Origin of the sequence: Sphingobacterium sp. UBA865 (genome assembly GCF_002295765.1) — a bacterium.
Taxonomy (GTDB): Bacteria; Bacteroidota; Bacteroidia; order Sphingobacteriales; family Sphingobacteriaceae; genus Sphingobacterium; species Sphingobacterium multivorum.
This window is the reverse complement of record NZ_DBGB01000026.1, coordinates 38,271-63,127: the sequence shown is the minus strand read 5'-3', so window position 1 is coordinate 63,127 and position 24,857 is coordinate 38,271. Positions and strand designations below refer to the sequence as shown.

At 39.6% G+C, this 24,857-nt stretch carries 19 protein-coding genes and 3 tRNA genes; 12 read left to right on the top strand and 10 right to left on the bottom strand.

Going from position 1 to position 24,857, the window contains the following annotated elements; all coding sequences use genetic code 11:
- Positions 1-80 precede the first annotated feature (80 nt).
- The 5 genes from ligA (at position 81) to rplI (ending at position 4,260) form a co-directional block, all read left to right on the top strand.
- The gene (ligA, locus tag B2O97_RS15055) at positions 81-2,105 is read left to right on the top strand and encodes an NAD-dependent DNA ligase LigA (protein WP_115046820.1); all 2,025 of its coding nucleotides are present in this window, start codon (positions 81-83) and stop codon (positions 2,103-2,105) included.
- Positions 2,106-2,142: 37 nt separating this feature from the next.
- A complete protein-coding gene (dapA, locus tag B2O97_RS15050; protein WP_070566060.1) occupies positions 2,143-3,021 on the top strand; it encodes a 4-hydroxy-tetrahydrodipicolinate synthase in 879 nt (292 codons plus the stop codon).
- A 148-nt stretch (positions 3,022-3,169) separates the two neighbouring features.
- Positions 3,170-3,538 carry a 30S ribosomal protein S6 gene (rpsF, locus tag B2O97_RS15045; RefSeq protein WP_046671750.1) on the top strand — a complete coding sequence of 123 codons (369 nt, stop codon included), beginning with the start codon at positions 3,170-3,172 and terminating at the stop codon, positions 3,536-3,538.
- Entirely contained in the window at positions 3,538-3,801 is a 264-nt protein-coding gene (gene rpsR / locus B2O97_RS15040) for a 30S ribosomal protein S18 (protein WP_028071347.1), read from the top strand. Before rpsF ends, rpsR begins: the two co-directional genes overlap by 1 nt.
- A gap of 15 nt (positions 3,802-3,816) precedes the next feature.
- Complete coding sequence (gene rplI, locus B2O97_RS15035) at positions 3,817-4,260, top strand: 50S ribosomal protein L9 (RefSeq protein ID WP_046671751.1); 444 nt, start codon at positions 3,817-3,819, stop codon at positions 4,258-4,260.
- Between the two features lie 539 nt (positions 4,261-4,799).
- On the opposite strand, the gene trxA is transcribed toward rplI, so the two are convergent.
- Together trxA and dnaE are read right to left on the bottom strand one after the other, a co-directional pair.
- Positions 4,800-5,120 carry a thioredoxin gene (gene trxA / locus B2O97_RS15030; protein WP_046671752.1) on the bottom strand — a complete coding sequence of 107 codons (321 nt, stop codon included), beginning with the start codon at positions 5,118-5,120 and terminating at the stop codon, positions 4,800-4,802.
- Positions 5,121-5,245: 125 nt separating this feature from the next.
- Positions 5,246-9,664, bottom strand: a complete 4,419-nt coding sequence (gene dnaE / locus B2O97_RS15025) for a DNA polymerase III subunit alpha (protein ID WP_070566062.1) — start codon at positions 9,662-9,664, stop codon at positions 5,246-5,248.
- A 560-nt stretch (positions 9,665-10,224) separates the two neighbouring features.
- Between dnaE and B2O97_RS15020 the strand changes: the two genes are divergently transcribed.
- The gene (locus B2O97_RS15020; RefSeq protein ID WP_070566064.1) at positions 10,225-11,007 is read left to right on the top strand and encodes a Cof-type HAD-IIB family hydrolase; all 783 of its coding nucleotides are present in this window, start codon (positions 10,225-10,227) and stop codon (positions 11,005-11,007) included.
- On the opposite strand, the gene B2O97_RS15015 is transcribed toward B2O97_RS15020, so the two are convergent.
- Positions 11,004-11,603 (bottom strand): hypothetical protein, encoded by a 600-nt coding sequence (locus tag B2O97_RS15015; protein ID WP_201638684.1) that lies wholly within the window; start codon positions 11,601-11,603, stop codon positions 11,004-11,006. The two genes, B2O97_RS15020 and B2O97_RS15015, sit on opposite strands and share 4 nt — an antisense overlap.
- Before the next feature lie 45 nt (positions 11,604-11,648).
- Between B2O97_RS15015 and B2O97_RS15010 the strand changes: the two genes are divergently transcribed.
- Positions 11,649-12,548 (top strand): pirin family protein, encoded by a 900-nt coding sequence (locus tag B2O97_RS15010; protein WP_201638683.1) that lies wholly within the window; start codon positions 11,649-11,651, stop codon positions 12,546-12,548.
- A 162-nt stretch (positions 12,549-12,710) separates the two neighbouring features.
- Here the strand turns inward: B2O97_RS15010 and B2O97_RS15005 are convergent, their stop codons facing one another.
- Both B2O97_RS15005 and B2O97_RS15000 read right to left on the bottom strand, forming a co-directional pair.
- The gene (locus B2O97_RS15005; RefSeq protein ID WP_046671757.1) at positions 12,711-13,310 is read right to left on the bottom strand and encodes a DUF502 domain-containing protein; all 600 of its coding nucleotides are present in this window, start codon (positions 13,308-13,310) and stop codon (positions 12,711-12,713) included.
- 44 nt (positions 13,311-13,354) lie between these two features.
- Positions 13,355-15,796: a bifunctional UDP-N-acetylmuramoyl-tripeptide:D-alanyl-D-alanine ligase/alanine racemase gene (locus B2O97_RS15000; protein WP_286767643.1), complete on the bottom strand. Its 2,442-nt coding sequence runs from the start codon at positions 15,794-15,796 to the stop codon at positions 13,355-13,357.
- Between the two features lie 76 nt (positions 15,797-15,872).
- Between B2O97_RS15000 and B2O97_RS14995 the strand changes: the two genes are divergently transcribed.
- The 3 genes from B2O97_RS14995 (at position 15,873) to B2O97_RS14985 (ending at position 16,636) form a co-directional block, all read left to right on the top strand.
- The gene (locus B2O97_RS14995) at positions 15,873-16,361 is read left to right on the top strand and encodes a regulatory protein RecX (protein ID WP_070566068.1); all 489 of its coding nucleotides are present in this window, start codon (positions 15,873-15,875) and stop codon (positions 16,359-16,361) included.
- 112 nt (positions 16,362-16,473) lie between these two features.
- A tRNA-Gly gene (locus tag B2O97_RS14990) sits at positions 16,474-16,546 on the top strand.
- 5 nt (positions 16,547-16,551) lie between these two features.
- Positions 16,552-16,636: transfer RNA gene (locus B2O97_RS14985), tRNA-Leu, on the top strand.
- Positions 16,637-16,774: 138 nt separating this feature from the next.
- Here B2O97_RS14985 and B2O97_RS14980 read toward each other — a convergent pair.
- The 4 genes from B2O97_RS14980 to B2O97_RS14965 all read right to left on the bottom strand — a co-directional run bounded on the left by B2O97_RS14980 (position 16,775) and on the right by B2O97_RS14965 (position 21,103).
- On the bottom strand, positions 16,775-17,839 hold the full coding sequence (locus B2O97_RS14980; protein WP_286767642.1) for a chromate transporter: 1,065 nt from the start codon (positions 17,837-17,839) through the stop codon (positions 16,775-16,777).
- Between the two features lie 11 nt (positions 17,840-17,850).
- Complete coding sequence (locus B2O97_RS14975; RefSeq protein ID WP_201638680.1) at positions 17,851-18,096, bottom strand: chromate transporter; 246 nt, start codon at positions 18,094-18,096, stop codon at positions 17,851-17,853.
- 201 nt (positions 18,097-18,297) lie between these two features.
- The gene (locus B2O97_RS14970; protein WP_046671760.1) at positions 18,298-18,819 is read right to left on the bottom strand and encodes an OmpA family protein; all 522 of its coding nucleotides are present in this window, start codon (positions 18,817-18,819) and stop codon (positions 18,298-18,300) included.
- A 97-nt stretch (positions 18,820-18,916) separates the two neighbouring features.
- Positions 18,917-21,103, bottom strand: coding sequence for a glucoamylase family protein (locus B2O97_RS14965; protein WP_070566074.1), 2,187 nt, complete (start codon positions 21,101-21,103; stop codon positions 18,917-18,919).
- Between the two features lie 160 nt (positions 21,104-21,263).
- On the opposite strand from B2O97_RS14965, the gene B2O97_RS14960 reads away from it, so the two are divergent.
- Both B2O97_RS14960 and B2O97_RS14955 read left to right on the top strand, forming a co-directional pair.
- The gene (locus B2O97_RS14960; protein WP_046671762.1) at positions 21,264-22,217 is read left to right on the top strand and encodes an acetyl-CoA carboxylase carboxyltransferase subunit alpha; all 954 of its coding nucleotides are present in this window, start codon (positions 21,264-21,266) and stop codon (positions 22,215-22,217) included.
- Between the two features lie 269 nt (positions 22,218-22,486).
- Positions 22,487-22,559, top strand: a tRNA-Lys gene (locus B2O97_RS14955).
- A gap of 136 nt (positions 22,560-22,695) precedes the next feature.
- Here the strand turns inward: B2O97_RS14955 and B2O97_RS14950 are convergent.
- The gene (locus tag B2O97_RS14950; RefSeq protein ID WP_070566076.1) at positions 22,696-24,594 is read right to left on the bottom strand and encodes an alpha-L-fucosidase; all 1,899 of its coding nucleotides are present in this window, start codon (positions 24,592-24,594) and stop codon (positions 22,696-22,698) included.
- Positions 24,595-24,857 lie beyond the last annotated feature (263 nt).

Genomic DNA, 24,857 nt, shown 5'->3' with positions numbered 1-24,857 from the left:
TTTTAAAAATAAAGCAGTCATTACAACAAGATTCTTTATTTATTTTATTTAAACGTACTTTTTATTTGTAATTTTGCAAAATGTTGGTGATGGATATTGAAAAAAAGATAAAAGACTTAACGGCAGAGCTCAACCATTATAACTATCAATACTATGTATTGGCGAACAGTGTTATTTCGGACTACGACTTCGACCTCAAATTAAAGGAACTCGAAGCGCTGGAAGCTCAATATCCCAACTTTGCCGACCCCAACTCCCCTACACAGCGTATTGGTGGAGACATTACCTCCCGATTTCAAACGGAAAAACACCGCTGGCCAATGCTTTCATTGGGCAACACATACAATCAGGAGGAATTACTTGACTTCGACCAGCGTATCCGCAAAATCATCGGCGATCAGTTCGAGTATGTTTGTGAATTAAAATTTGACGGTTTATCCATCAGCTTGACTTATGAAAATGGCTTACTAAGTAAAGCTGTTACACGCGGGGATGGTACACAAGGCGATGTTGTCACCAACAACGTTAAAACGATTCGTTCTATCCCGATCAAACTCAAAGAAGGAGATTATCCAGATCAATTCGAAATACGAGGTGAAATATTTATACATAAATCAGCTTTTCTCCGCCTGAATAAGGAACGAGCCGATAATGAGGAGCAAACCTATGCCAACCCAAGAAATTTCGCTTCTGGAACCATCAAACTCCAAGATTCTGCTGAAGTTGCCAAGCGCCCATTGGACTGTTTCCTTTACTTTTTGTACTGCGACAACAGAACAAATCTATTTCACGATCATTGGAATAGCTTAAACCATGTCAAAGACTGGGGATTCCACGTCAGCGAGCATAGCAGAAAATGCAGTACATTAACCGATGTTTTTGCATTTATTGACTATTGGGATGTCGAACGTCACAACCTAGGATATGAAATTGATGGAATCGTTATTAAAGTAAATGATTACGCACAACAGGAAGAGCTTGGCTTTACGGCCAAAAATCCACGTTGGGCAATATCCTATAAATTCAAAGCCGAGCGTGTAGAAACCATTCTTAACTCGATTAGTTATCAAGTTGGACGTACCGGCGCTGTTACACCTGTTGCCAATCTTCAACCTGTACAGCTGGCAGGCACAACCGTAAAACGCGCTTCCTTACACAATGCAAATGAAATCGCACGTCTCGACCTACACGAAGATGACACTGTTTTTGTGGAAAAAGGGGGCGAAATTATCCCTAAAATAATTGGGGTAAACCTCGACAAAAGGTTATCGGGATCGACAAGTTTTGTCTACCCGACTTCCTGTCCGGAATGTGGCACAGTACTTATACGGCAAGAAGGGGAAGCAGTACACTACTGCCCGAATGAAACTGGATGTCCGCCGCAAATTGTTGGCAAAATGCAACATTTTATCGGACGAAAAATGATGGATATCGAAGGAATGGGAGATGAGACCGTGGATACTTTCTTCAAGAAAGGTTTGCTACACAACATCGTTGACATCTATGGCCTGAAAGACCATCAAGATGACCTACAACAACTGGAACGTTTCGGTCAAAAATCAATCGATAACATGCTCAATGGCATTGAAAAATCCAAAGAAAAACCCTTTGAAAAAGTTTTGTTTTCGCTTGGAATACGTCATGTCGGCGAGACAATTGCAAAAAAATTGGCGCAGCATTTCAAAAATATTGATGCGCTAGCCCAAGCCTCAACAGAAGAAATCGAAGGAGTACAAGATATTGGACGCCGTATCGCGGAGAGCGTCAAAGAATACTTAGACAATCCAATTCATCAACAACAGATTGTTGCACTGCGGAATTATGGCTTAAATTTCGAAATTGAGGAAAAGGAGATTATCCTGGCGAGCAATTCACTTGAAGGGAAAACTTTTCTGATTTCCGGTGTATTTGCAGAACATTCACGTGAAGAGCTGGCAGCTGTAATTGAAAGCAATGGCGGAAAGATGTTATCTTCCATTTCTGCCAAACTAAGCTATCTCGTGGCAGGAGATAAAATGGGACCGTCCAAACTAGCGAAGGCTGAAAAATTGGGTATCCCGATGATTAATGATCAAGAACTATTTGAACTCATTAATCCCAAGTAAGTTTTTTTAATTAAATTTATATAAATACAAAAACAAGATGAACGAGCTTCACGGCGCAGGAGTAGCATTAGTCACTCCTTTTAACTCAGATGAATCTGTTGATTTCGAAGCATTAGGTCAGCTAATTGACTTGCAAATCAACGAAGGTATGGATTATTTGGTTTCTTTAGGTACAACTGGAGAAGTTGCCACTTTAACCAATGATGAACGAAAGCGCATCTGGGATTTTACTGTCAAGCGCGTGAACGGTAGACTACCCTTGGTTGCTGGAATTGGTGGAAATAATACAGCCGAAATTGTGGAGCAAATTAAAAACTTTGATCCAACAGGTTTTTGCGCAATTCTATCGGTATCTCCTTACTACAACAAACCAACACAAGAAGGCATTTACCAGCATTATAAGGCTGTTGCAAGCGCCTCTCCACTTCCGGTTATTTTATACAATGTACCTGGACGTACGGGTAGCAATATAACAGCACAGACAACATTGCGACTGGCCAATGATTTTTCGAATATCGTAGCCATCAAAGAAGCTTCCGGCAATTTTGCACAATTCAGCGAAATTCTACGGGATAAACCAGCAGAATTTCTATTGATTTCCGGAGACGATCCGGTTACCTTGCCGATGATGTCGCTTGGCGCTGCTGGTATCATTTCAGTGATCGGAAATGCGTTACCGAAAAAGGTAGCCACATTAGCGAAGTTATGTGCTGAAGGCAATTATGCCGAAGCTAGATCAATACACAATGAACTTCTTAACATCACAGATCTATGTTTTATTGAAGGAAACCCAGCTGGTGTAAAATACATTCTGCAGGAATTGGGGATTGGAAAAGATCAATTAAGGCTTCCTTTAGTGCCTATTAGCGAAAAAATCCAGGCAGCTATCAAAGAAGAATTAAAGAAATTGAACTAAGATATAGTCGAATTTGTTTGAGAAAAAGTTTAGATTCCAGGAAAGGGTCTAAACTTTTTTATTTCAAAGCATTGCAACATAACAATATAATAACTACCTTTGCACTTCCACAAAAGTGGAATTTTAAATAACAAAATTAATTAACAAAATGCAACAGTACGAATCTGTAATCGTTCTTACCCCGTTGCTTTCTGATGATGCTGCGAAAGAAGTAATCGCAAAATTCAAAAACATCTTAACAGAAGGCGGAGCCGAGATTGTCGCTGAAGACAATTGGGGTTTGAAAAAATTAGCGTATCCAATCCAGAAAAAAACTACTGGATTTTATCACTTAACTGAATTCAAGGCTCCAGGTGAATTAATCAATAAATTAGAGGTTGAATACAAACGTGATGAGCGCATTATGCGTTTCTTGACTGTAAGCTTAGACAAACATGCCAAAGCATACAACGAGAAAAAACGTAGCGGTGCATTCAACAAAAAAGCTGAAACTAAAACTGAGGAGGGCGCAAACTAATGGCTAACGAAAATATCCAATACGTAACTGCTCCTAAAGTAGAGGACAACCGTAAAAAATACTGTCGTTTCAAAAAGAATGGTATCAAATATATCGATTATAAAGATGCTAACTTTTTGATGAAATTTGTAAATGATCAAGGTAAAATCTTACCTCGTCGTTTAACTGGTACATCTTTGAAATTTCAACGTAAAGTAGCTCAAGCTGTTAAACGTGCTCGTCACATCGGCTTATTACCTTACTTAGCTGATGCAATTAAATAAGGAGGACGATAGAGAATGGAAGTAATTTTAAAACAAGATATCAAAGGCTTAGGTGAGCAAAACGATATCGTTAATGTAAAACCAGGTTTCGGTCGTAACTACTTAATCCCGCAAGGATTTGCTATCCAAGCGACTGAATCTGCAAAGAAAGTTTTAGCTGAGAACATCAAACAAGCTCAGTTCAAACAAGAAAAAATCAAAAAAGACGCTACTGAATTAGCAGGTAAATTGGAAGCTATCAAACTTTCAATTGGTGCTAAAGCAGGTGAATCTGGTAAAATCTTTGGTAAAGTAAACAGCATCCAAATTGCTGATGCGTTGAAAGCAAAAGGTTTTGATGTAGATCGTCGTCGTATCACTTTCGAAGTTGAACCTAAAGAATTAGGTGAATACATCGCTAACTTAAACTTACACAAAGAAGTGAAAGTTCAAGTTCCTTTCGAAGTAATTGCTGAATAATTCAGTTTATTTAGTCAATAATATAAAGCGGCTATCCTTTCGGATAGCCGCTTTTGTTTTACCCCTACTTTACCCCCAAAAAAAACTCGCGTTACGGAGAGCAACGCGAGGCATAATCTAGGGTATTTGAAAGGGAAAATCTTTATCAATCTCTATTTTTTTCAAAAAAACAACTCTTAAACTATCGAATCATAAAAAAACTATCAAAATCAAGAAAATCGGAACAAATTATTTTCGAAACTCAATTTCAATACTCAAAAGAAGCAAAAAATATTCATTTTTACAAATTAAATTCATTTTTTTTTCTAAAAAAAACACAAATAACTTAAAAAAACAAAAATATCAATAGAAAAATCAGTAAAACTCAAAAAAAACATGAAATAACAAGTGTATAAAATCAAGAAAACACTATAAAAAAAATAAAATCAGTATAAAAACAAACAAAAAATTGTAAAAACAAGATAAAAACAGTAAAAAATTAAAAAAAATAGCCTGAAACACAATGTTTCAGGCTATTTTTTTTTAATTTTTTCGCTAAATTATGCTAATTGTTTTTCCAATTTCTCGTTCAATACTGATTTTGGAACAGCCCCAATTTGTTTATCAACGATTTCTCCATTTTTAAAGAACAATAAAGCTGGAATATTACGAATGCCATAACGAACAGAAATTTCTGGATTTTCATCTACATTCACTTTTCCTACAACAGCTTTACCTTCATAATCCTTAGCCAATTCTTCAACCACAGGACCTACCATACGGCAAGGACCACACCACTCTGCCCAAAAATCGATTAATACTGGTTTGTCTGCTTTTAAGACAACTTCTTCAAAGTTGCTATCTGTAATTTCTAATGCCATAATCTTTTAATTTTATAAACCGAAGTTATATCTATAATACTATTTAATTGCTAAAATCAATAAAACAAAGATAGTAACTACTACCAATGTATTTGTAATCTTAATTACACAAATTCTAATCCAAACTAATTCAATCGGTAATTTATCCCTTCAAACTTATCTATACAGTCCAAAAATTCATTTGTTAGGTTTATTTTCAGACTTTTAGCTGGCATTTCGACAGATATTTCATCTTGGGGATCCCAGATTTTAAACTTTAATTGACAATTTGGCACAACTCCCTCGATCTCATTTTGCGCCAGTATATCCTTGATACCATCAAGAAATGCTTCGTTCAACTTAGGTAAAGGAATATTGATCGTAAAACTCTTCGCCATCTTCTCACGAAGATCCGAAAGCAACTGCACACTGCGTAGCTCAAAGCCCCAATTTCCAACCTGTCTGAAACGCTCCTGTACCAACCCCCGCAATTGCACAAAATATCCCTCTTGCAAATATCCCTTCAACTTGACATATTCTTCACCGAAAACTGCCATATCATAAGAATCACTATAATCCTCGATGATAAATGACGCAAAAGGCTTACCCGTCTTCGTCAATCGATGGTTTGCCGATGCGATAATACCACCAATCACCAATTCTTTGTTCTTGATCCGATTAAACTCAAGCAAAGTCTCTTCATCGACCTCTGCCGCCTTAACCTTATTGATCAAGGCCAAATCTGACACCGAATTCTGACAAAAATGTTCAATCTCAAACCGGTAGGTATCCAAGGGGTGACTGGTCAGATAAATACCGATAACATCTTTTTCATATTTAAGCTTTTCAATCAATCCCCATTGCGGACATGGCGCCAAAACCGGCTCAGGCAATTCTGCAGCCCCTCCTACACCAAACAAGCTCGCTTGGGCCGAACTTTCATTTTCCTTAAAGCGCTGGCCAAATCGGATCGCCTTTTCCATTCCTGTTGAATTTTCATCCGAATGAAAATATTGTGCACGGTGCGTATTCTCAAAACTATCAAAGCCTCCAGCATAAGCCAGACTCTCAAAAGCTTTCTTGTTGACCGCACGAAGATCGATTCGTTTAGCCATATCAAAAACAGATTTATACAATCCTGATTGCCGTGTTTGCACGATAGCGTCTACCGCTCCTGCCCCAACACCTTTCACCGCACCTATTCCAAAACGAATAGCTCCAGATTCATTTACCGTAAACTTATAATAGGATTCATTCACATCTGGCCCCAATACCTGCAAGCCCATTCGTTTACATTCCTCCATAAAGAATGTCACCTGCTTGATATCATTCATGTTATTGGAAAGTACCGCAGCCATGTATTCCGCAGGAAAATGCGCTTTTAAATAAGCGGTCTGATAAGCAACCCAAGCATAACAGGTCGAGTGGGATTTATTAAATGCATAACTCGCAAAAGCTTCCCAGTCGGTCCAAATCTTCTCCAGAACTTTTGCATTATGCCCTTTCTCCTCTGCCTGCGAAACAAACTTCGGCTTCATCTTATCGAGTACAGCCTTTTGCTTCTTACCCATAGCCTTACGCAAGACATCGGCATCACCTTTTGAAAATCCCGCAAGCTTCTGGGACAAGAGCATAACCTGCTCCTGGTAGACTGTAATACCGTAGGTTTCCTTGAGGTATTCCTCACAAGCATCCAAATCGTAAACAATGGGGTCTATACCGTGCTTACGCTTAATAAAACTTGGAATATATTCGATTGGTCCCGGACGATAGAGTGCATTCATCGCAATCAAATCGGCAAATACTGTCGGCTTAAGGTCGCGCATGTATTTCTGCATTCCAGGAGATTCATACTGGAACACCCCTATGGTTTCTCCACGCTGAAAGAGCTCATACGTAAGCTCATCGTCGATCGGAAACTGATCCGGATCCAGCACAATACCATGACTTAATTTGACATTTTCTACCGTATCTTTAATCAGTGTCAGTGTCTTTAAACCCAAAAAGTCCATTTTCAGCAAACCGGCACTTTCAACAACGTGGTTATCGAACTGCGTCACATAAAGATCAGAGTCTTTTGCCAAAGAAACAGGAACGAAATTAGTAATATCGTCTGGTGTAATAATAACACCACAGGCATGGATACCTGTATTTCGTACAGAACCCTCCAAAACCCGGGCCTGTCTGATCGTTTCCGCTTCCAATCCAGCACCATCCGCAATAGATTTCAATCTATTGACGGCTTCAATTTCCTCAGTCCTTAGCTTTTCCTTTAAACCGGCATCATCTAAAGTAAAAATCTTGGATAATTTAAGGTTCGGAATCAGCTTGGCAATTTCATTGGCATCACCCAAAGGTAAGTCCAATACACGCGCTGTATCTTTGATGGATGACTTTGCTGCCATTGTACCATAGGTAATAATCTGGGCAACTTGACTAGCACCATATTTATTGATTACATATTGCATGACACGTCCACGTCCCTCGTCATCAAAATCGATATCAATATCAGGCATGGACACACGGTCGGGATTTAAGAAACGCTCAAAAAGCAAGTCATATTTAATCGGATCGATATTGGTAATTCCCAAACAATAAGCTACTGCCGAACCAGCAGCAGATCCCCGTCCTGGCCCCACGGAAACTCCCATATCCCGGGCCGCCGCAATAAAATCCTGAACAATCAAAAAGTACCCCGGATACCCCGTTTTCTCAATGGTAGCCAACTCAAAGTCAAGACGTTCGCGAATATCATCTGTTATTTCCTCATAACGCTTCTCAGCCCCCACATAACAAAGATGCGCCAGGTATTTATTTTCACCACGTTTTCCCCCATCTTCAAGATCGGCTTCCACCTGAAATTCCTCAGGAATATCAAATTTAGGTAATAGGACATCGCGGTTTAACTTAAATATCTCTACCTTATCGACAATCTCCTGAATATTTAGAATCGCTTCGGGCAAATCTTTAAAAAGGGCCTTCATTTCATCTGAAGATTTGAAATAATATTCCTGATTGGGTAAACCAAAACGGAATCCACGTCCCCTACCTTTTGGAGTCGATAGCTTTTCACCATCTTTCACACAGAGCAAAATATCATGCGCATGTGCATCGCCTTTCTTCTCGTAATATGTATTATTGGTCGCAACAACTTTGACCTGATATTTGCGGGAAAACTTCAGCAAGGTTTGATTCACACGATCCTCATCTTCCTGACCATGACGCATTAATTCCAGGTAAAAATCATCCCCAAATTGTTCTTTCCACCACAGCAAAGCCTCTTCGGCCTGACTCTCACCTATATTCAGTATTTTATTCGGCACCTCGCCTTGTAGGTTACCTGACAAAGCGATAACATCTTCCTTGTATTGAAGAATAAGATCTTTATCAATCCGCGGCACATAATAGAAGCCCGCGGTATAAGCAAAAGAAGCCAGTTTAGCCAAATTATGGTACCCCCGTTTATTTTTCGCCAATAACACAATCTGATAACCATTATCCTTCCTCGACTTATCTTTGTGGTTTTCACAAACAAAAAATTCACAACCAACAATTGGCTTTAAAAGCTGACCAGTAGGCTCCTCTCCATTCTCAACTGCCTCCGCATTTTGCGCTTCAACTTCTTTATTATGACTTATAACACGAGAGACAAACTCAAAAGCCCCCATCATATTTCCGTGGTCCGTTAATGCAACAGCAGGCATATTATCCTTCACCGCTGCCGAAACTAACTTATCGTACGACATCGTCGACTGCAGGATCGAAAACTGAGAGTGGTTATGTAAATGGGCAAATTTGGCATCCTTTAAAGCTGCTAACGCGTCCGCATCAACAACAACCTTGACTTCATCTGGCTGAGACCGTTTTCTAATTTCATCAGAAGCTGCTTTTAGGTTGATATGTTTCAGTCCAACAGTGGGTATAGGCCCCGGATTGTTGGCTTTAAAATCGACAAAGTAGCCCGTATCGACCTGAAGTTCTTCGGCAGTGAACACCTCTCTTCTTACAAGCTCCAGAAAACAACGTGTTGTCGCTTCAACGTCGGCTGTTGCATTATGTGCCTCAGCAAATGGCACTCCAAATAAATAGGAATGCAACTCAGTCAAATTGGGTAGTTTAAAGCGTCCACCACGACCGCCTGGAATTTTCAGAAGTTCAGCTGTTACTTCCGTACAGGTATCCAATACAGGCATATTAGCCATATTGGACGTAACACCATAACGGTAAAATTCACAGCCCATGATATTCAAATCAAAACCAATATTTTGTCCAACAACAAACTTGGCTTTATTCAATGCCACATTGAATTTCTCTAAGACCTCCTGGAGCGGCAATCCCTGCTCTTCTGCCAATGCAGTCGATATGCCGTGTATTTTTTCAGAGTCATAGGGTATATCAAATCCATCTGGCTTAATCAAGAAATCGTGATGTTCGACCAAATTTCCCATCTCATCATGAATCTGCCAAGCCAATTGAATACAGCGAGGCCAATTGTCCGTATCGGTAATTGGTGCGTCCCAACGCTTAGGCAAACCCGTCGTTTCCGTATCGAAAATAATATACATAAAATTCTAACCCTCTTTAATACAACACATTAAATGCAAGACAATTTACATTTTTTTGAACTTGAAATTTACGAAATTATTAGAGAAGATTATGTCAGATTTTTGCGAAAATCCACTAAAGAAAATCTAGCGCCACACGATACCGCCTACCGGTTCCGCTTCAACAAGAAATAACATCATAAACTCCTCAATCTTCTTTTTTTTATGTGTATCCCATGAGTAAACATCAAACCAAATCGTAAAGCCCCCGGCCTCTTTTTTTCGTATATATTGAAGGAGCCAAGTTTATATCAAATTAACAACACATTGAATACGTATCTAATAGGGACTTTATAGGGACCTCATAGGGACCTCATTCGGATGAAGCCCTATAATCTACCTATTAAGTCCCTTTTATTTCAGGTTTTATTTCCTTTTAATTACAAATTTGACATTCACCTTTCTTCCACCAATGTGGTAAAATTCTCATGGTCTGTAGGAGATAAAACGCCTCAGATTTAATATTGTAATAGTTACACTATCCTAAGTATTTAGTATATTTGGTTTTGACCCAAAAATCCATGATTAAAGCGATCTTTTTTGACATCGATGGAACTTTGCTAAGTTTCAAAACACATCAGGTTCCCGAATCTACTCTACAGGCATTTCAATTATTAAAAGAAAAAAACATCAAGGTATTTGTTTCAACAGGACGATCCTACAATCAGCTGGGACATATTCGTTACCTCGATTTTGATGGATATATCACCTTCAATGGCGGGTATTGCGTCACAAAGGAACAGGAAGTCATTTATAAAAATAACATCCCTCAAAAAGACATTCGCTCCTTATTGGATTATGCTAAAAAGCGTGAGGACCTGACTTTTTCATTTATGTCCGAAAAGGAAATTTCCTTAAACCAGGTTACACCTGAGGTACAACGAATGTACGAACAGGTCAATGTGCCGACACCACCTATTCGGGATTACGAAAAGGATTTTGATCTGGACTCCGTTATGCAGGTCAATGTTTTCATCAATCCTGAAGAAGAAGCTGAATTCATGGAAAATGTGATGCCAAATTCAGTTGCTTCGAGATGGACGCCCATTTTTGCGGATGTCAATCCGATGGGGCAAAGCAAAAAAATTGGAATAGATGTTTTTTTAGATCATTTCAACTTTACCTTGGAAGAAACTATGTCATTTGGCGATGGCGGAAATGATATTACCATGCTAGCGCACACCCATATTGGAATTGCTATGGGTAATGCAAATCCCGAGGTAAAGGAAATTGCAGATTATATAACAGACAGTGTTGATGAAAATGGTATCTGGAATGCATTAAAACACTTCAATATCATCTAAAGTTGGATAGTTAAAGTTATTCGAGAAGTATTGCTGTTGCTATTCATCAGCAAATTATGTTTTTCCGGAAAAAGATAGTCCAATCGCTGTCTAAAATCACGTATCAGTGTACTGCTAAATTGACTTTCCAGATAATGGTTCACACGATAGCTAACTTCAAGCATAATCAACTTGGATGAGCCCGATAATCGGATCCGTACAGGATGAGAAGACATCGTATTATAACCATTCTCAACAGCATGCTGTACCACAGGAAAAAGAATGAGCGGCGGCAACATCATCTCCTCCTGAGACTGAAGCTTATTTTCCCATTTGACTGTAAAACCTGCCGGAAGAAAACGTTCAGCCAATTGCAAATATTGGTTCAACAAGCTAAGCTCCACCTGCATCGACTCCAATCGGTCAACATGAAGCTTAAGCAACTGCTCTTGGAAAGCAAAAAAGTCGGCTGGATCTATTTTGTTACTTTGTATTAGGTGATCGATCAAAAAACTGTCCAGCTGACTGTTCCTAAAAGACAACCTATCTGCCAGTGCCAAAAGCGCTTCATTTCTTACACTCTTTTTACCCAAAAACCGATTGATTATACTTGACATTTCTTAAATTGCTGTAGATTAGAAACACAAAAATAAGGAAACATTATGTCAAATATTGCAATAGTTATTGAAGAAAGAGCCGCTGACATAGGCAATTTCTTAGTTGGGCGACTTCTTCCTTTCAGGCAGAAACGTATGGTCGGCCCTTTTATCTTCATCGACCACATGGGACCTGATAACATTGCCGAACCGCACTTTATGGATATTGCACCACATCCGCATATCGGGTTATCCACATTGACTTATCTATTCGAAGGTAGCATTATGCACCGGGACAGCTTAGGAAATGCCGTTGAGATCAAACCTGGAGCAGTCAATTGGATGACGGCAGGTAAGGGTGTCACACACTCCGAAAGAACCCCCGAACAACTGCGATCGACGCCGCACGACCTCCATGGACTGCAGATTTGGGTGGCCCTACCAAAAGAACTCGAAAAAATGGAGCCTAATTTTGTTCACATAGAAGAACCGCAACTTCCACATTGGACCGAAGATGGCGTATCCTATCGCTTAATTGCAGGAGAAATTAAAGATCACCGTTCCGAGGTCCCCGTATACAGCCCATTATACCTTATTGAAATCAAAGCGGAAAAAGATGCAACTATTAAACTAGGTGATCATCTATATGGCGAAAGTGGATTATATATCCTGCATGGGACTGTTCATGCGGAAGGTCAGGAATTCGGTCCAAAGCAGATTTTAGTTGCCAAAGATGCGAAACTATGTGAATTCAAAATGGAGCCTGGAACCTCGGTCTACATTTTTGGTGGCGAACCTTTTCCTGAACAACGCTATATCGACTGGAACTTCGTCGCTTCGGACATTGAAACATTAAAAATAGCGCGCGAAAAATGGGAAAAACATGAATTTCCAAAGGTTCCTGGAGATGACGGCTATATTCCAATCCCGCCAGTAAATCCAACTTTAGGGCAGAAAAAAGCTTAGCAGCACTATTTCTTCATTTAAACTTGGCAATCGCAAACGTATCTGCCGTACGGGATTACAATTGGAAGGACAAAACAGACGAAAACAAAAAGGCTGGAAATTGTGGACAATTTCCAGCCTTTTTATTGAATAAATCTTAAAGTCAACTGTTGCAAAGAAGTACTAATGGGCTATCCCGCTCACACCACCGGACACAACCAATTTCATGGCATCTGTTGGCGACATATCTAATTTTTTCACCTTGTCTGCACTGATAATGACAACCTGTCCCGCAAAAGAATATGAATATGGAAAATACACCATAACCTCTTCTTCAAGCCCAATGCTTTTTAAATCATGTTGCGTTAAGAAACCTATCTTCTTCAGACCAAACTCATTCACCGTTACCAAGACAGGTTCATTAAATTTCTTTGCATCACCAACAAAGGCCTCTGTAAAATCTTTAATCGAAGAATATAATGTATTTAAAAGTGGAATCCGCTGGATCTGATGATTAATCCACACTTTAATTGGATCTGTAACAAAATTTGTAAAAATAAGCCCTGCCAAAACCAACACCAAAATAACGGTCAGAATACCTATTCCCGGAATATACAAGGGATGCCCTCTATCATCTTCCAAAAAATGTTCAGTTAGATTCAATGCCGAATCAACTGATGCAACAATCCAAACTATTAAAAAAATAGCACCAGCTAGAGGAACCACCACCAGGATACCTCTTATCAAATAATTAATAAAGCCTCTAATTAATTTGCTAAACATGAATTGAAAATCAAATATTATTCAAAAATGCAGAATATCCTTTATTATTCATAAAAATATACTCTTTTTACGCGTTGGGAAATACTGGTCAGCAGTTCATAAGGGATCGTTCCTATAGCCTTCGCTGCTGACTTTATATCAGGGTACACGATAACTTCATCTTCCTCTCCAACTTCCACATCCGTTACATCCAGCATACACATATCCATACAGATATCACCAATAGTAGGGACTAAAAAACCGTTAACCAACATTTTACCGACACCATTACCAAAACGCCTATCGTAACCGTCCGCATAACCAATTTTAATCGTGGCGATCTTACTATCTCTATACAGAACACCGTGCCTATTATAACCTACGGTCTCACTTGCCGGGAGGTATTTAATTTGCGTCACATTAGTTTTCAAGGTACTCGCCTCCCTAATGGGTAAATCATGCCGCTCAATATCGATACCATAGAGACCGATCCCCAATCGTACCATATCAAAATACGCATTCGGCCACAGTTCAATACCCGAGGTTGCTGCAATATGACGTAGAAAGGAATATCCTAGACCACTTTCTAGACGTTTCGTAAAGTCATCCAGCAGATCAATTTGTCGCTGTGTAAATTCCCGGTCCTTTTCATTTCCTGCAGACGCTAAATGGGAAAAGGCAGATTTAACCTCTAAAACCGCTTCCGTACGCAACACAGCTATTAAACGATTGACCTCGTCAGGCATAAAACCCAACCGATGCATGCCAGTATCTATCTTAATATGAATCGGAAAGGAAGTTATCTGTTTCGTTTTCAGAAAATTCAAGAAGGAAAACAATATTCTAAAGCTATAAATCTCCGGTTCAAGGTTGTACTGAACGATGGACTCAAAAGAACTTTCATCCGGACTCATTACCACAATAGGCAATGTGATTCCTGCACCGCGCAAATCCACCCCCTCATCCGCAAAAGCGACCGTCAGATAATCCACCCGATTAAATTGCAAAAGATTTGCTATCTCGAAACTTCCACTGCCGTAAGAGAAAGCTTTGACCATCGTCATCAGCTTAACATGCTTCGGTAACAACTGGCGGTATACATTTAGATTGTTTTCCAGTGCATTCAAATTGATTTCAAGCACTGTATCATGTGATTTTGCGACCAAAAGCTGACTGATACGTTCAAAATGAAACTCCCGTCCTCCTTTCAGTAATACCGTCGCATTTTCAAAAGAAAGCGACCTTATATCGGCCAAAAAAGCAGCAGTATCGCTATATGAAATGGAAGGCACATCAAATTGTGCAGCCAATTTAGGCAACACTTCACCTATCAATATCAATTTATCCAAACGATACTCACTAAGCAAACGTCTCAGCTTGGACAAGCTTTTTTCATCTTCGATAGTAACACCGGGAATATCCGATAATATCAACATCTTGAACGGATGCTGGCCCTGTTGATTTAAAAACTCCAGGGCTATTTGTAGTGCATCCAGATCATTACTATACGAGTCATCGATAATGGAGCTATTCTTTTTTCCTTTTTTTAACTCAAGACGCATCGCCACAGGCTGCAATTCTTTAATCCTCGATGCGATCACTTCATTTTCATAACCAAAACGTAGCATCACCGCTACACAATTTATGGCATTCTCAACATTTCCTTTATCCACAAACGGTACTTCAACAGCAAAGGTGCGCCCGGTATAATAGAAGGTTACCATAGTAAATCGGTCGTTGACCTGTTTGATGGAATACACCTCCAAAGAAAGCCCCTCATCAAGCCCCCAGGAAAATTTTCGTGGCCGATAAGGCAATTGAACATTTTCAAGGTAAGTATTCGGAAAAATCATGGTTTCAACATGTTTAAACAACTCGAGCTTTTCATAAGTCTTTTCCTCCTTCGATTTAAAACCGGCTTTATGGGCCACACCAATGTTGGTCAATAGTCCTATGGTTGGTTTTATCATCTGCTCAAGGCGCTGCATTTCTCCTTTCTCTGAAATTCCTGCTTCGATCAGCGCAAGATTATACTGATCGGATAGTCCCCATAACGAAAGTGCCACACCGAGTTGAGAGTTATAACTCTTGGGACTTCTATAGATCTTATATTCAGGAGACATCAGCTGAAAAAGCCATTCTTTCACTATCGTTTTACCATTGCTACCAGTGATTCCAATGACCGGGTAATCGAATTTCTGCCGATGAAAAGTTGCCAGTTCCTGCATAGCGACCAAGCTATCCGCTACCCAAAGAATGTTAGCCTCCAAAAACTCCATTTCCTGTGCACTATCGATTTGAAGCACAAAATTACGAACTCCCTTATCATAAGCTTCTCTAATATAACGGTGGCCATCTCTATTCTTCTGAAGTGCAAAAAAAATCCCGTTGTCCGCTTGGACAATTTTACGGCTGTCGTAAAATAAATGCTGGACAAAAGAATTGGGATCCGTGATAAATGTGCGATTGGGATGTAAAATCTGGGCGATTTCCGATATTTTGTACATTCTCCTGATATTTTTGATTGTGTCAAAACTGAACATTTTTTTAGTTATTTCATATTATTTTTGAAATTTTGACAATATGTTTGACGAGGAAAAAAGAAATAAGAAGATATTAACGCAGCATCAGGCACAGTTGAAAGCGGAAAGTTATTGCGTCTATCAAGAACGCGCACAGCAAGAAGTACGCGATAAGCTCTACAGCTGGGGACTACACGAAGTAGAAGTCGAAAATATTTTGGCCAATTTGATCGCCGATAATTTTTTAAATGAAGAACGCTTTGCTATTGCCTACTGTAACGGAAAGCTCCGCATGAAAGGCTGGGGCAAAGTAAAAATCAAGCAGGCACTCAAGGCAAAACGGGTATCCGAGCAATTGATAAAAATTGCATTTAAGCAAATCGATCTCGATGAATATGAACAAATCTTAAATCACATCATTGACAAAAAACTCCGTGAAATTAGTGGCAAGGACCGCTATGCAGTTAAAAACAAAGTTTATCAGTTTGCACTATACCGCGGATTTGAGAGTGATTTAATTTTTTCTATACTGAATTCAAAGGAGTTATAAAAAACACAGAAAGAAAGTAAATAAATATTTTGCAATATTGAATTTTCGCTCTATATTTGCATCACCAAAAAGGAACGCAAGGTTCTTTTGAAAATTGAAATAAAATTCCAATGCGAAAATAGCTCAGCTGGTAGAGCACAACCTTGCCAAGGTTGGGGTCGCGAGTTCGAATCTCGTTTTTCGCTCACCTGCCTAGGTGGTGGAACTGGTAGACACGCAGGACTTAAAATCCTGTTCCCGTTAAGGGAGTGCGGGTTCGATTCCCGCCCTAGGTACAAGAAAGCTCATCTAACGATGGGCTTTTCTTGTTTATATGCGTCTGTAACCTAGAATAGCCCTATCAAATTCACTCCCCCCCTTCAATCTTTTATAAATTTGCTCGCGAAGCTCATCAGTCGATGGACATTTTTATTTTATCGCCATAAAAATAAGAGAAAGCCATAGGCCAAACTTAACAGTATAAGTTTCAACATGCCTATTTTATAGTTGAATAAAAGAAAAAGTGAAAATAGCACCCATACCAAAGCCATCGGCTCAATGGCATACCAAGAACTAACCCCACCTGGAAATAGAATTCCTAGCCCTAAATAACAGGCTAAATTAACGATTACACCAACGACCGATGCTGTTACTAAAGACAGCATAAATTGTATACATGCATTTTTTTGGGTCCGTTCGATCAGTGGTGCCCCAACAAAAATCAGGGCAAAGTTTGGCAAAAAGGTAAAATATGCTGTAGCGACCAAACCTAGTGCTGCCATAGAATAGGACTGATGGAAATGATTGAAGCCGGCCATGAAACCAACATAGGCCAAAACGACCACTAAAGGCCCCGGGGTTGTCTCTGCAAGCGCAAATCCATCTATCATCTGGCTTTTGGAAAGCCAAAACAATTTCTCTGTCACAAGGGCCGCAACATAGGGAATGACTGTATAAGAACCTCCAATCGTCAAATAAGCAGACTTTGTAAACAAAAAGGAAAGTGTCTTCCAAAATTCCGTATCGATAGTAAAAAACAGTAAAATGGACAGCGGAATCAACCATAGTAAGAAAAACAGCAGAACCTGAAGAGAAATACGACGGTAAGATATAGAGGGTAGTTTTTCGAGCGTATTGATATAATAAACTGATTCGAGCTGCTTATCTTCCTTTTCATGATGGGCATTTATTTTGGAAGTTTTTGACAAGATTGCATAGCATAGTACACCGAAAGCGATCACGCCCACAATAATCCAGAGCATTGGAACCCCAGCAAAATACGATAGTAGAAAGGCAGCCAATGCGACCAAATAATGCCATATGCTGACAAGAGATTTCTGCCCCACTCGAAAGGTTGCAAATATAATGATCGCTAGAACGACAGGTTTTAAACCCGAAAATAAAGCAATAAGCAAGGCTGAATTACCATAGTGTGCATATAGTGCACTGAGTCCAAATATAATGAGAAGTGAAGGAACAATAAAAAATAGTCCGGCCAACACACCTCCTTTTAAGCCGTACAACTTCCATCCATCGTCAATTGGTGCGCCTCAGGTCCTGGCAATAACATACAGGCATTGAGTGCCTGAAAAAACTTCCTGTTGCTTACCCATCTTTTCTTTTCGACCAAAAAATCGTGCATAATGGTCACATGACCAGTTGTTCCACCAAAACTTATCCAACCTAACACAAACCAAAACCACATGGCTTCCCGAAAAATTGGCTTTTGTCTATGATCTTCTTCTTCTAAATTCATCTTTTTCAACGCTATTTCCCCTAGACTCGTACCTTATCGAAAACAATCTCCACAGCGCGAGCCTCCTACCGATATCTCCTATTTAAAATATCTCGTTTGGGGAGACGGTATACAACGATTTAAAACCGCGATATAACTGCATAAAAAAAGCGGGATATCTTAAATACCACGCTTTTTTATATTAAGAATTGGTCTGATAAACTATTTTTTATCTAAAATAGTAACTTCCACTCTTCTATTTTTTTGGCGTCCTTCCGGAGTTTTATTATCGCCAACTGGATTTGACTGACCGAAACCTTTTGCCGTGATGCGTGATTCAGCAACACCTGAATCTACTAAGAACTTCTTAACAGACGCTGCTCTTTTATCGGAAAGCCACTGATTATACTCAACAGTACCCGTAGCATCAGTATACCCATCAACTTTGATCTTATTATTACTTTCTTTCAAGATCAACGCCAATTTACTAACTTCAGTTTTTGCCTTCTCAGATAGATAAGAAGAGTTTGTTGGAAACAATAAATCAGACGATATACTAAACTTAATCCCTTCATCAGTTCTTTTCGCATCATTAAAATCCTTCTTCACATTTTTCAAACCATCATCAGTTCCATCTTTTGTTACAACAGCACCCGGATTGACTACAATAGCTTGTTGTTTACAGGAAAATAACGATAAACTTGCACATAAGGTTAAAATCCCCAAATTAATTTTTCTAAGCATGTCGTTTCTAACGTATTTAATATCGATTTAAGCAAGTAAATATAGCGAAAAAAGTCCAATATGACATCCCTTCTACGCCATAACTAACGTAACAAATCTATTTCTTGGTATATACTTTTTCTAAAGTCTTTTTTACCTCAGGAATATTCTCATACAATTTCCAGATCATGCCTGAATTTGCATTCTCGATCATTACGGCAATCGTTGCCTGATTCCTCGCACGATAGCTTTCAGAAACATCGTTGTTTTTAATATCAATCCAGCTTCTGAAACCATATTGCGTAAATAACACATCGGCGTATTCTTCGTAAAACTTACGTAATGCTTTTAGACCGATCTCCTTTTCAAATGGGTACGCTGCAATAGCTACCGCAGGATTCACCAAATATCCCTGATACGTGTCTTCCACATTTTCCACGCCCCAAATATCTGTAAATCGTGTCCCTATGCTCATTTCATTATCTCTACGTTTATAGGCCAAAATATAATTCGACAAATATTTCTTGTAATCGACAAAGTCATCCACTTTTCCTTTCGGATCCATAATCAAAAAGGGACGATAAACGGACATCAACGATTCATTTAAACTACCGCCGGCAATATTCTTGGCGAAAATAACTTTATCGTCGGAGTAGATCGAAACACCAGCATTTCCAGCATCGCCAATTAAAGGGTTTGCACTTATTGAACGCGCTAAAGAATCATCTAATTTCATTTTGAGTTCAGGAGCCAAATCATTGGTGTCATCCCCAAAATACAATTCGTGACCTTTATGTTTGGTTGCAAATCCATTGATATAAGCTGAAATCGCTAAAGGATGGGTAGGTGAAGACATCGCCAGCAAGTAGGTCCCCAGACTCTCGTTAAATCCCCCCAAAGGCCTCGATCTAGCTGTACTGTCTACTGGAGACCACTTATTCCAAAGTACATCAGGATGCTGTGCATCCGTAAAATAGTTCCAGTTTATGCGCTCCCAGAGCTTCGTAATAGTATTCCTCAAGGCCTGTTCCTCAGGATCCTCTTTAGAAAAATATTGTCGGGCGATCAAAAGCGATTCCATAATATGGGAGGTACCGCGCAAATCGTACGTTGGAACTGAATCGCGATAATAAGGTACCCCTGAGCGGCCATCGTAAAGCGCTGTAAAGACCCCTTGATGTTGTTGTGCACTGCTCAAAAATTTCACAATCCGTGTTAACCTGACCAAAAGAGCTTGTCGCGAGATCAAATTGTTCTCTCCTGCCACAAGCAAACCCAAGATCGCATAGCCGGTTTCATTTGTTGATACAATAGCTTGTCTATTACCTCGGTCAGGTAGAAACATACCACTATTCACATCATAGTTGTCTATAAAATAATTCACATGAGCATTTCGGATAAAATTCAACATCTCTTTATCCGTCCCTTTTTTTGTTTGTACCTCCCTAACCTCAGAAAATGGAGATTCAACATAATTATAATCTACCCAAGCGATTTTGTAATAATAAGATTTATTATATTCATTAACCCTATCCAGCGACTTCTGTACATAGATGGGTAAAATTGCTATCGGCTGAAAATTGAGTTTATCTTCCGAACGGTAGATTTTCACATAGCGGATACTTGGTGTCAGCGGCAATTGCCAAACCAGCTCAACTTGTTTATCTACGGAACTGATCTTCGATAAGATAGCTGCTGATGAAAGTCTTACCTTTGGATAGTTTTTGGGCAAAAACTCAATTTGATCGATAAATAATTGATTTGTCTGCAGGGCAGTTCCGTTTTGTTCCAGAATTAAAGCCGAAACAGACTTCCCTAGTGAAATTCCTCCAAATTTATTGACTGGAATGGACACATTAAGCCAGGTATCATAAGCAAAATCATCGATATAATTTGCGATATCCACAGCATTTGTCTTCGTGTCGTTTTGTTGTAAGGTAACTTTTGGCAATTGTCCCTTTTCAGTATTGCTTTGAATAAAGAGCTTAAAAGTTAGATGATCATCCTTGGCAATTAAATAGGGAAATTTCTGTTTGTCGTTTAAAATACTTGCCTCCCACTTACCATTAGGAGAAGAAACGTACCGCAAAGAAAGCGAATTGCCTGGCGTAAAAAACAAACTATCGGAAACCGGAAGGCTATAGCTCACATTTTGGATCCATGATTCACCGGTATAATGAGCGATACTCTTCGCATAACTCCCGTTGATTACACTATTGTCAAATAAAACCTCAGGATAACTTTCTGACCGAACAAGTGTAGGTAAGATCAGTAATAAAAGAAAGTAAAAATATTTTTTCAGCATAAGTCAACATTTTTCACAGGCCTACAATCAAAAACTAAGCCACCAGTACGATTATAACGCAAATGTAACAAAGGAATTCCAATGATATTATCCTCCCTAATTTTAATTTCAGAAAAAATGCGCTAAATTAGCCCTCTGAATATTTTCATAAAATAGATATATGAAAACCACGTTTGATTTTGAAAAGCCAATTGCAGACTTGCAATTGCAAATTGAAAAGGTAACTCAAGTTGCCGAAAAAACTCAAGTTGACATGAGCGCAACCGTTCGTGAGCTTGAAGAAAAGCTTGCTTCTACTGAAAAAGAAATATACGGCAATTTAACAGGCTGGCAGAACGTTCAAATGTCGCGCCATCCGGATCGCCCTCAGACTTATGATTATATAGAAGCTATCTGCGACGAATTTATCGAGTTGCATGGTGATAGAACCGTTAAGGATGATAAAGCGATCGTCGGTGGTATGGCTTCTATTGATGGTAATGCCGTTATGATCATCGGTCATCAAAAAGGTAAAAACACCAAAGAGCGTCAATATCACAATTTTGGAATGGCCAATCCTGAAGGCTACCGAAAGGCATTACGTTTAATGAAAATGGCGGAAAAGTTCAATAAACCTGTGATCACTCTAATTGATACGATGGGTGCTTATCCAGGACTTGAAGCTGAGGAACGCGGACAGGGTGAAGCGATTGCGCGCAACCTCATGGAAATGGCTGTCTTGAAAGTTCCGATCATCTGCGTTGTTATTGGTGAAGGAGCTTCAGGTGGAGCTTTGGGTATTGGTGTTGGAAATAGAGTTTACATGATGGAACATACCTGGTATTCGGTCATATCACCTGAATCTTGTTCTTCCATCCTATGGAGAAGCTGGGATCACAAAGAAAAAGCCGCTGAGGCATTAAAATTGACTTCAGAAGACATGTTGGGCAACGGATTGATTGATGGTATTATCCCTGAACCGCTAGGTGGTGCTCACCAGGATCCTGCGGCAGCAGCGGCTAATCTAAAAAGCCAGTTGTTGAAAGATCTTGCCGAATTGACGGCTAAAGATAGCGATACATTAGTTACTGAAAGAATTGATAAGTTTAGCAAAATGGGTGTGGTAACTGAATAATGTTATCCATACAACCCCTACAGCATAAAAAAAGTCAGCAATTAGCTGACTTTTTTTATGACCATTCTAGCTTAAAAATACGCTTCCTTGCTCCAAAAAACCTCCGCTATACTAATCCTTCCTATCCCCAAGTGTTTTAAAAGGCCTTTTAAACAAAAAATAATTCAGTAATTTTTAAATAGTTACAATTTTTATCAACAAAAAAGATAAAAACATTTTGCACAAATAACTTATTTTTCTACCTTTGCATCACTTTCAAAAACAGAAAGGATTCCGTAGCTCAGCTGGTAGAGCAATACACTTTTAATGTATGGGTCCTGGGTTCGAATCCCAGCGGGATCACAGAAAGAAAAGCTAATCGTAAGATTAGCTTTTTTTGTTTAGGAATATCAGGATTTGAAGGAAGTGTCGGTAGGGTTTGATCCAAGGAGGCACAAGGATGGACCAGTCATAACACACAAGCTTGTTCTGTGAAATATTATTCCGGAAGCAATATGACTTCCAAAAATTTCACCATTTCTGCTCCCGCTATAGTATGGGCACGTAATTCAATCACTTGCTTACCCTTTGGCAATGTCACCGTACCCAATTCAAGCTGATGTTCACGCAAACCAACGGAAGAAGACGGATCTATTGTAAAATCAATATTCTTCCCCCCTAAATTCAAGCCCAGGTTCCCTCCTGTACCTACAACATCTTTCACATACCGTATAGCCACCTTAAAGCGTCCGCCATTTAACACATGGGTATCCCATCTTAACCCTTGACTTAACCTAGTCCAACCCGTCACATAATAGCGATTCTTTTTACCGTCCCCAAACTTCATCGGATTCCCGATCTGTTTTGCATAAAAGGTCAGTAGCCGATTTTTATTGACATGATGATCCACATACATTAAAGTAGGATTTATTGGATTAGCTATGCTATCCTTCAATTGCACCACTACGACCAGGTCATCATCCTCAGAAGCAATTTGATCTATAGGAATATGCAGTCCATCTTTGTCGGACCTATATTTTCCGATAGTTTCTCCCGACAATAACGAAACCGAATTAACCTGAGCAATCAATCCGCCGACAATCAGATCATTCCGTTGAGGGCGCTCAAACACGTGTAAATACAGGGTATTTTTACGCTGAGTAATGACTCCCCAAGGCTGACGAGACAAGCGAGATGGTGCAACATCAATGACACTTTCACTATTCCCCCGCATCCACCGACCTAATCCCTTTAAAATAGCGACATCAGCGCTGTCGATGCTTCCGTCGCCCTTGGGTCCAATATTCATTAGAATATTCCCACCCATGGCTTTAGCCTTGGCTAAGAGTTTGATAAAATGCGCTGCTGGTTTATGGCTCTTGTCAGTCGACGAATAACCGTAGGATTCATTGGTAGTTGGTATGGCCTCCCAATAAGCGCCAGAAGCAACTGGATAATATTCCTCAGGTCGATCTGCCGTATTCAGGTAATCGCCGTAATTCTTTTCCTCGGTACGTGCCAATCGACCATTGACAATAATATTCGGATCAGCTGTTCGAATAGCCTTTAAAATTCGCAGGTTTTCAGACAGCGGCAACTTATGCGGTGTGTCAAACCATAACAAATCCGGATGATAGCGCTGAATAAGTTCCTCAATCTGAGGAATCGCCTTTTGATCTACGTAATGCCGAGCCTTTGTCAACCATTCAGGATGTTTGTCAAACCAATTTGTGCCACCCAACAATTTATCCCCGCCGGGATTACGGTAATCCCAGTCATTACCGGGAGCATCCGGATGCTCCCAGTCAAAAGCATGCGAATAATAGAAGCCAAACAAGAGTCCATGTCTATGGCAGGCAGCTGCTAATTCCGCCAACGGGTCCCTTTTGAATGCCGTGCTTGACAATGAGTAGTCACTTGAAAATGCAGAAGGATACATCGCAAAGCCATCATGGTGCTTAGCCGTAATAATAAAATATTTCATCCCTGCATTTTTTGCCAACAATACCCATTCCTCCGCATTAAACTTTAGGGGATTAAATCGACGTGCTGAATCAAGATACTCACTACGTGGGATTTTCATCACACGCATCAGATGCTCCGCATAGCCCCCGCCCGCCTTCCCTTTCCAAATATTTCCATATTGGGAATAAACGCCCCAATGAACAAACATACCAAATGAGGCGGCCTTCCATTTCTCCAAGCGTTGTTCACGAGTTAATGCGGCACGTTTCCACCAACCGGTTTCTGCTTCAACAATCGCATTTTTATCACGTGTTGTCGCATCATTAAACATATTTGGAGCCTCATTGCCTTCATTTACATTTTTAGTCTGTGCGCTCGAAAAAAAAACGCCCGAAGAAACCATAAAAAGAAAAAAACACTTGATTTTAAACATAACGTTGGTTTTATGAAGACAGCAAATACCACCTGAAAGATTTCAGACGGATACCTTTTCTAAATTTATTGGATTATCGTTCCTTGCGACCTAATGGAAGGAATGCAGGATCAATTTTAACTATAGTCAAAAATACGCTAAAACTACATTTTACAAGTGTACAATTCGTTCCTTTTAGGGGAAATATTGATCCAGGTCCCCAAAATGAAAACCTATTCTTCAATAAGGTGTTTATATAGTCTATACATCTTAAAATAATAAAC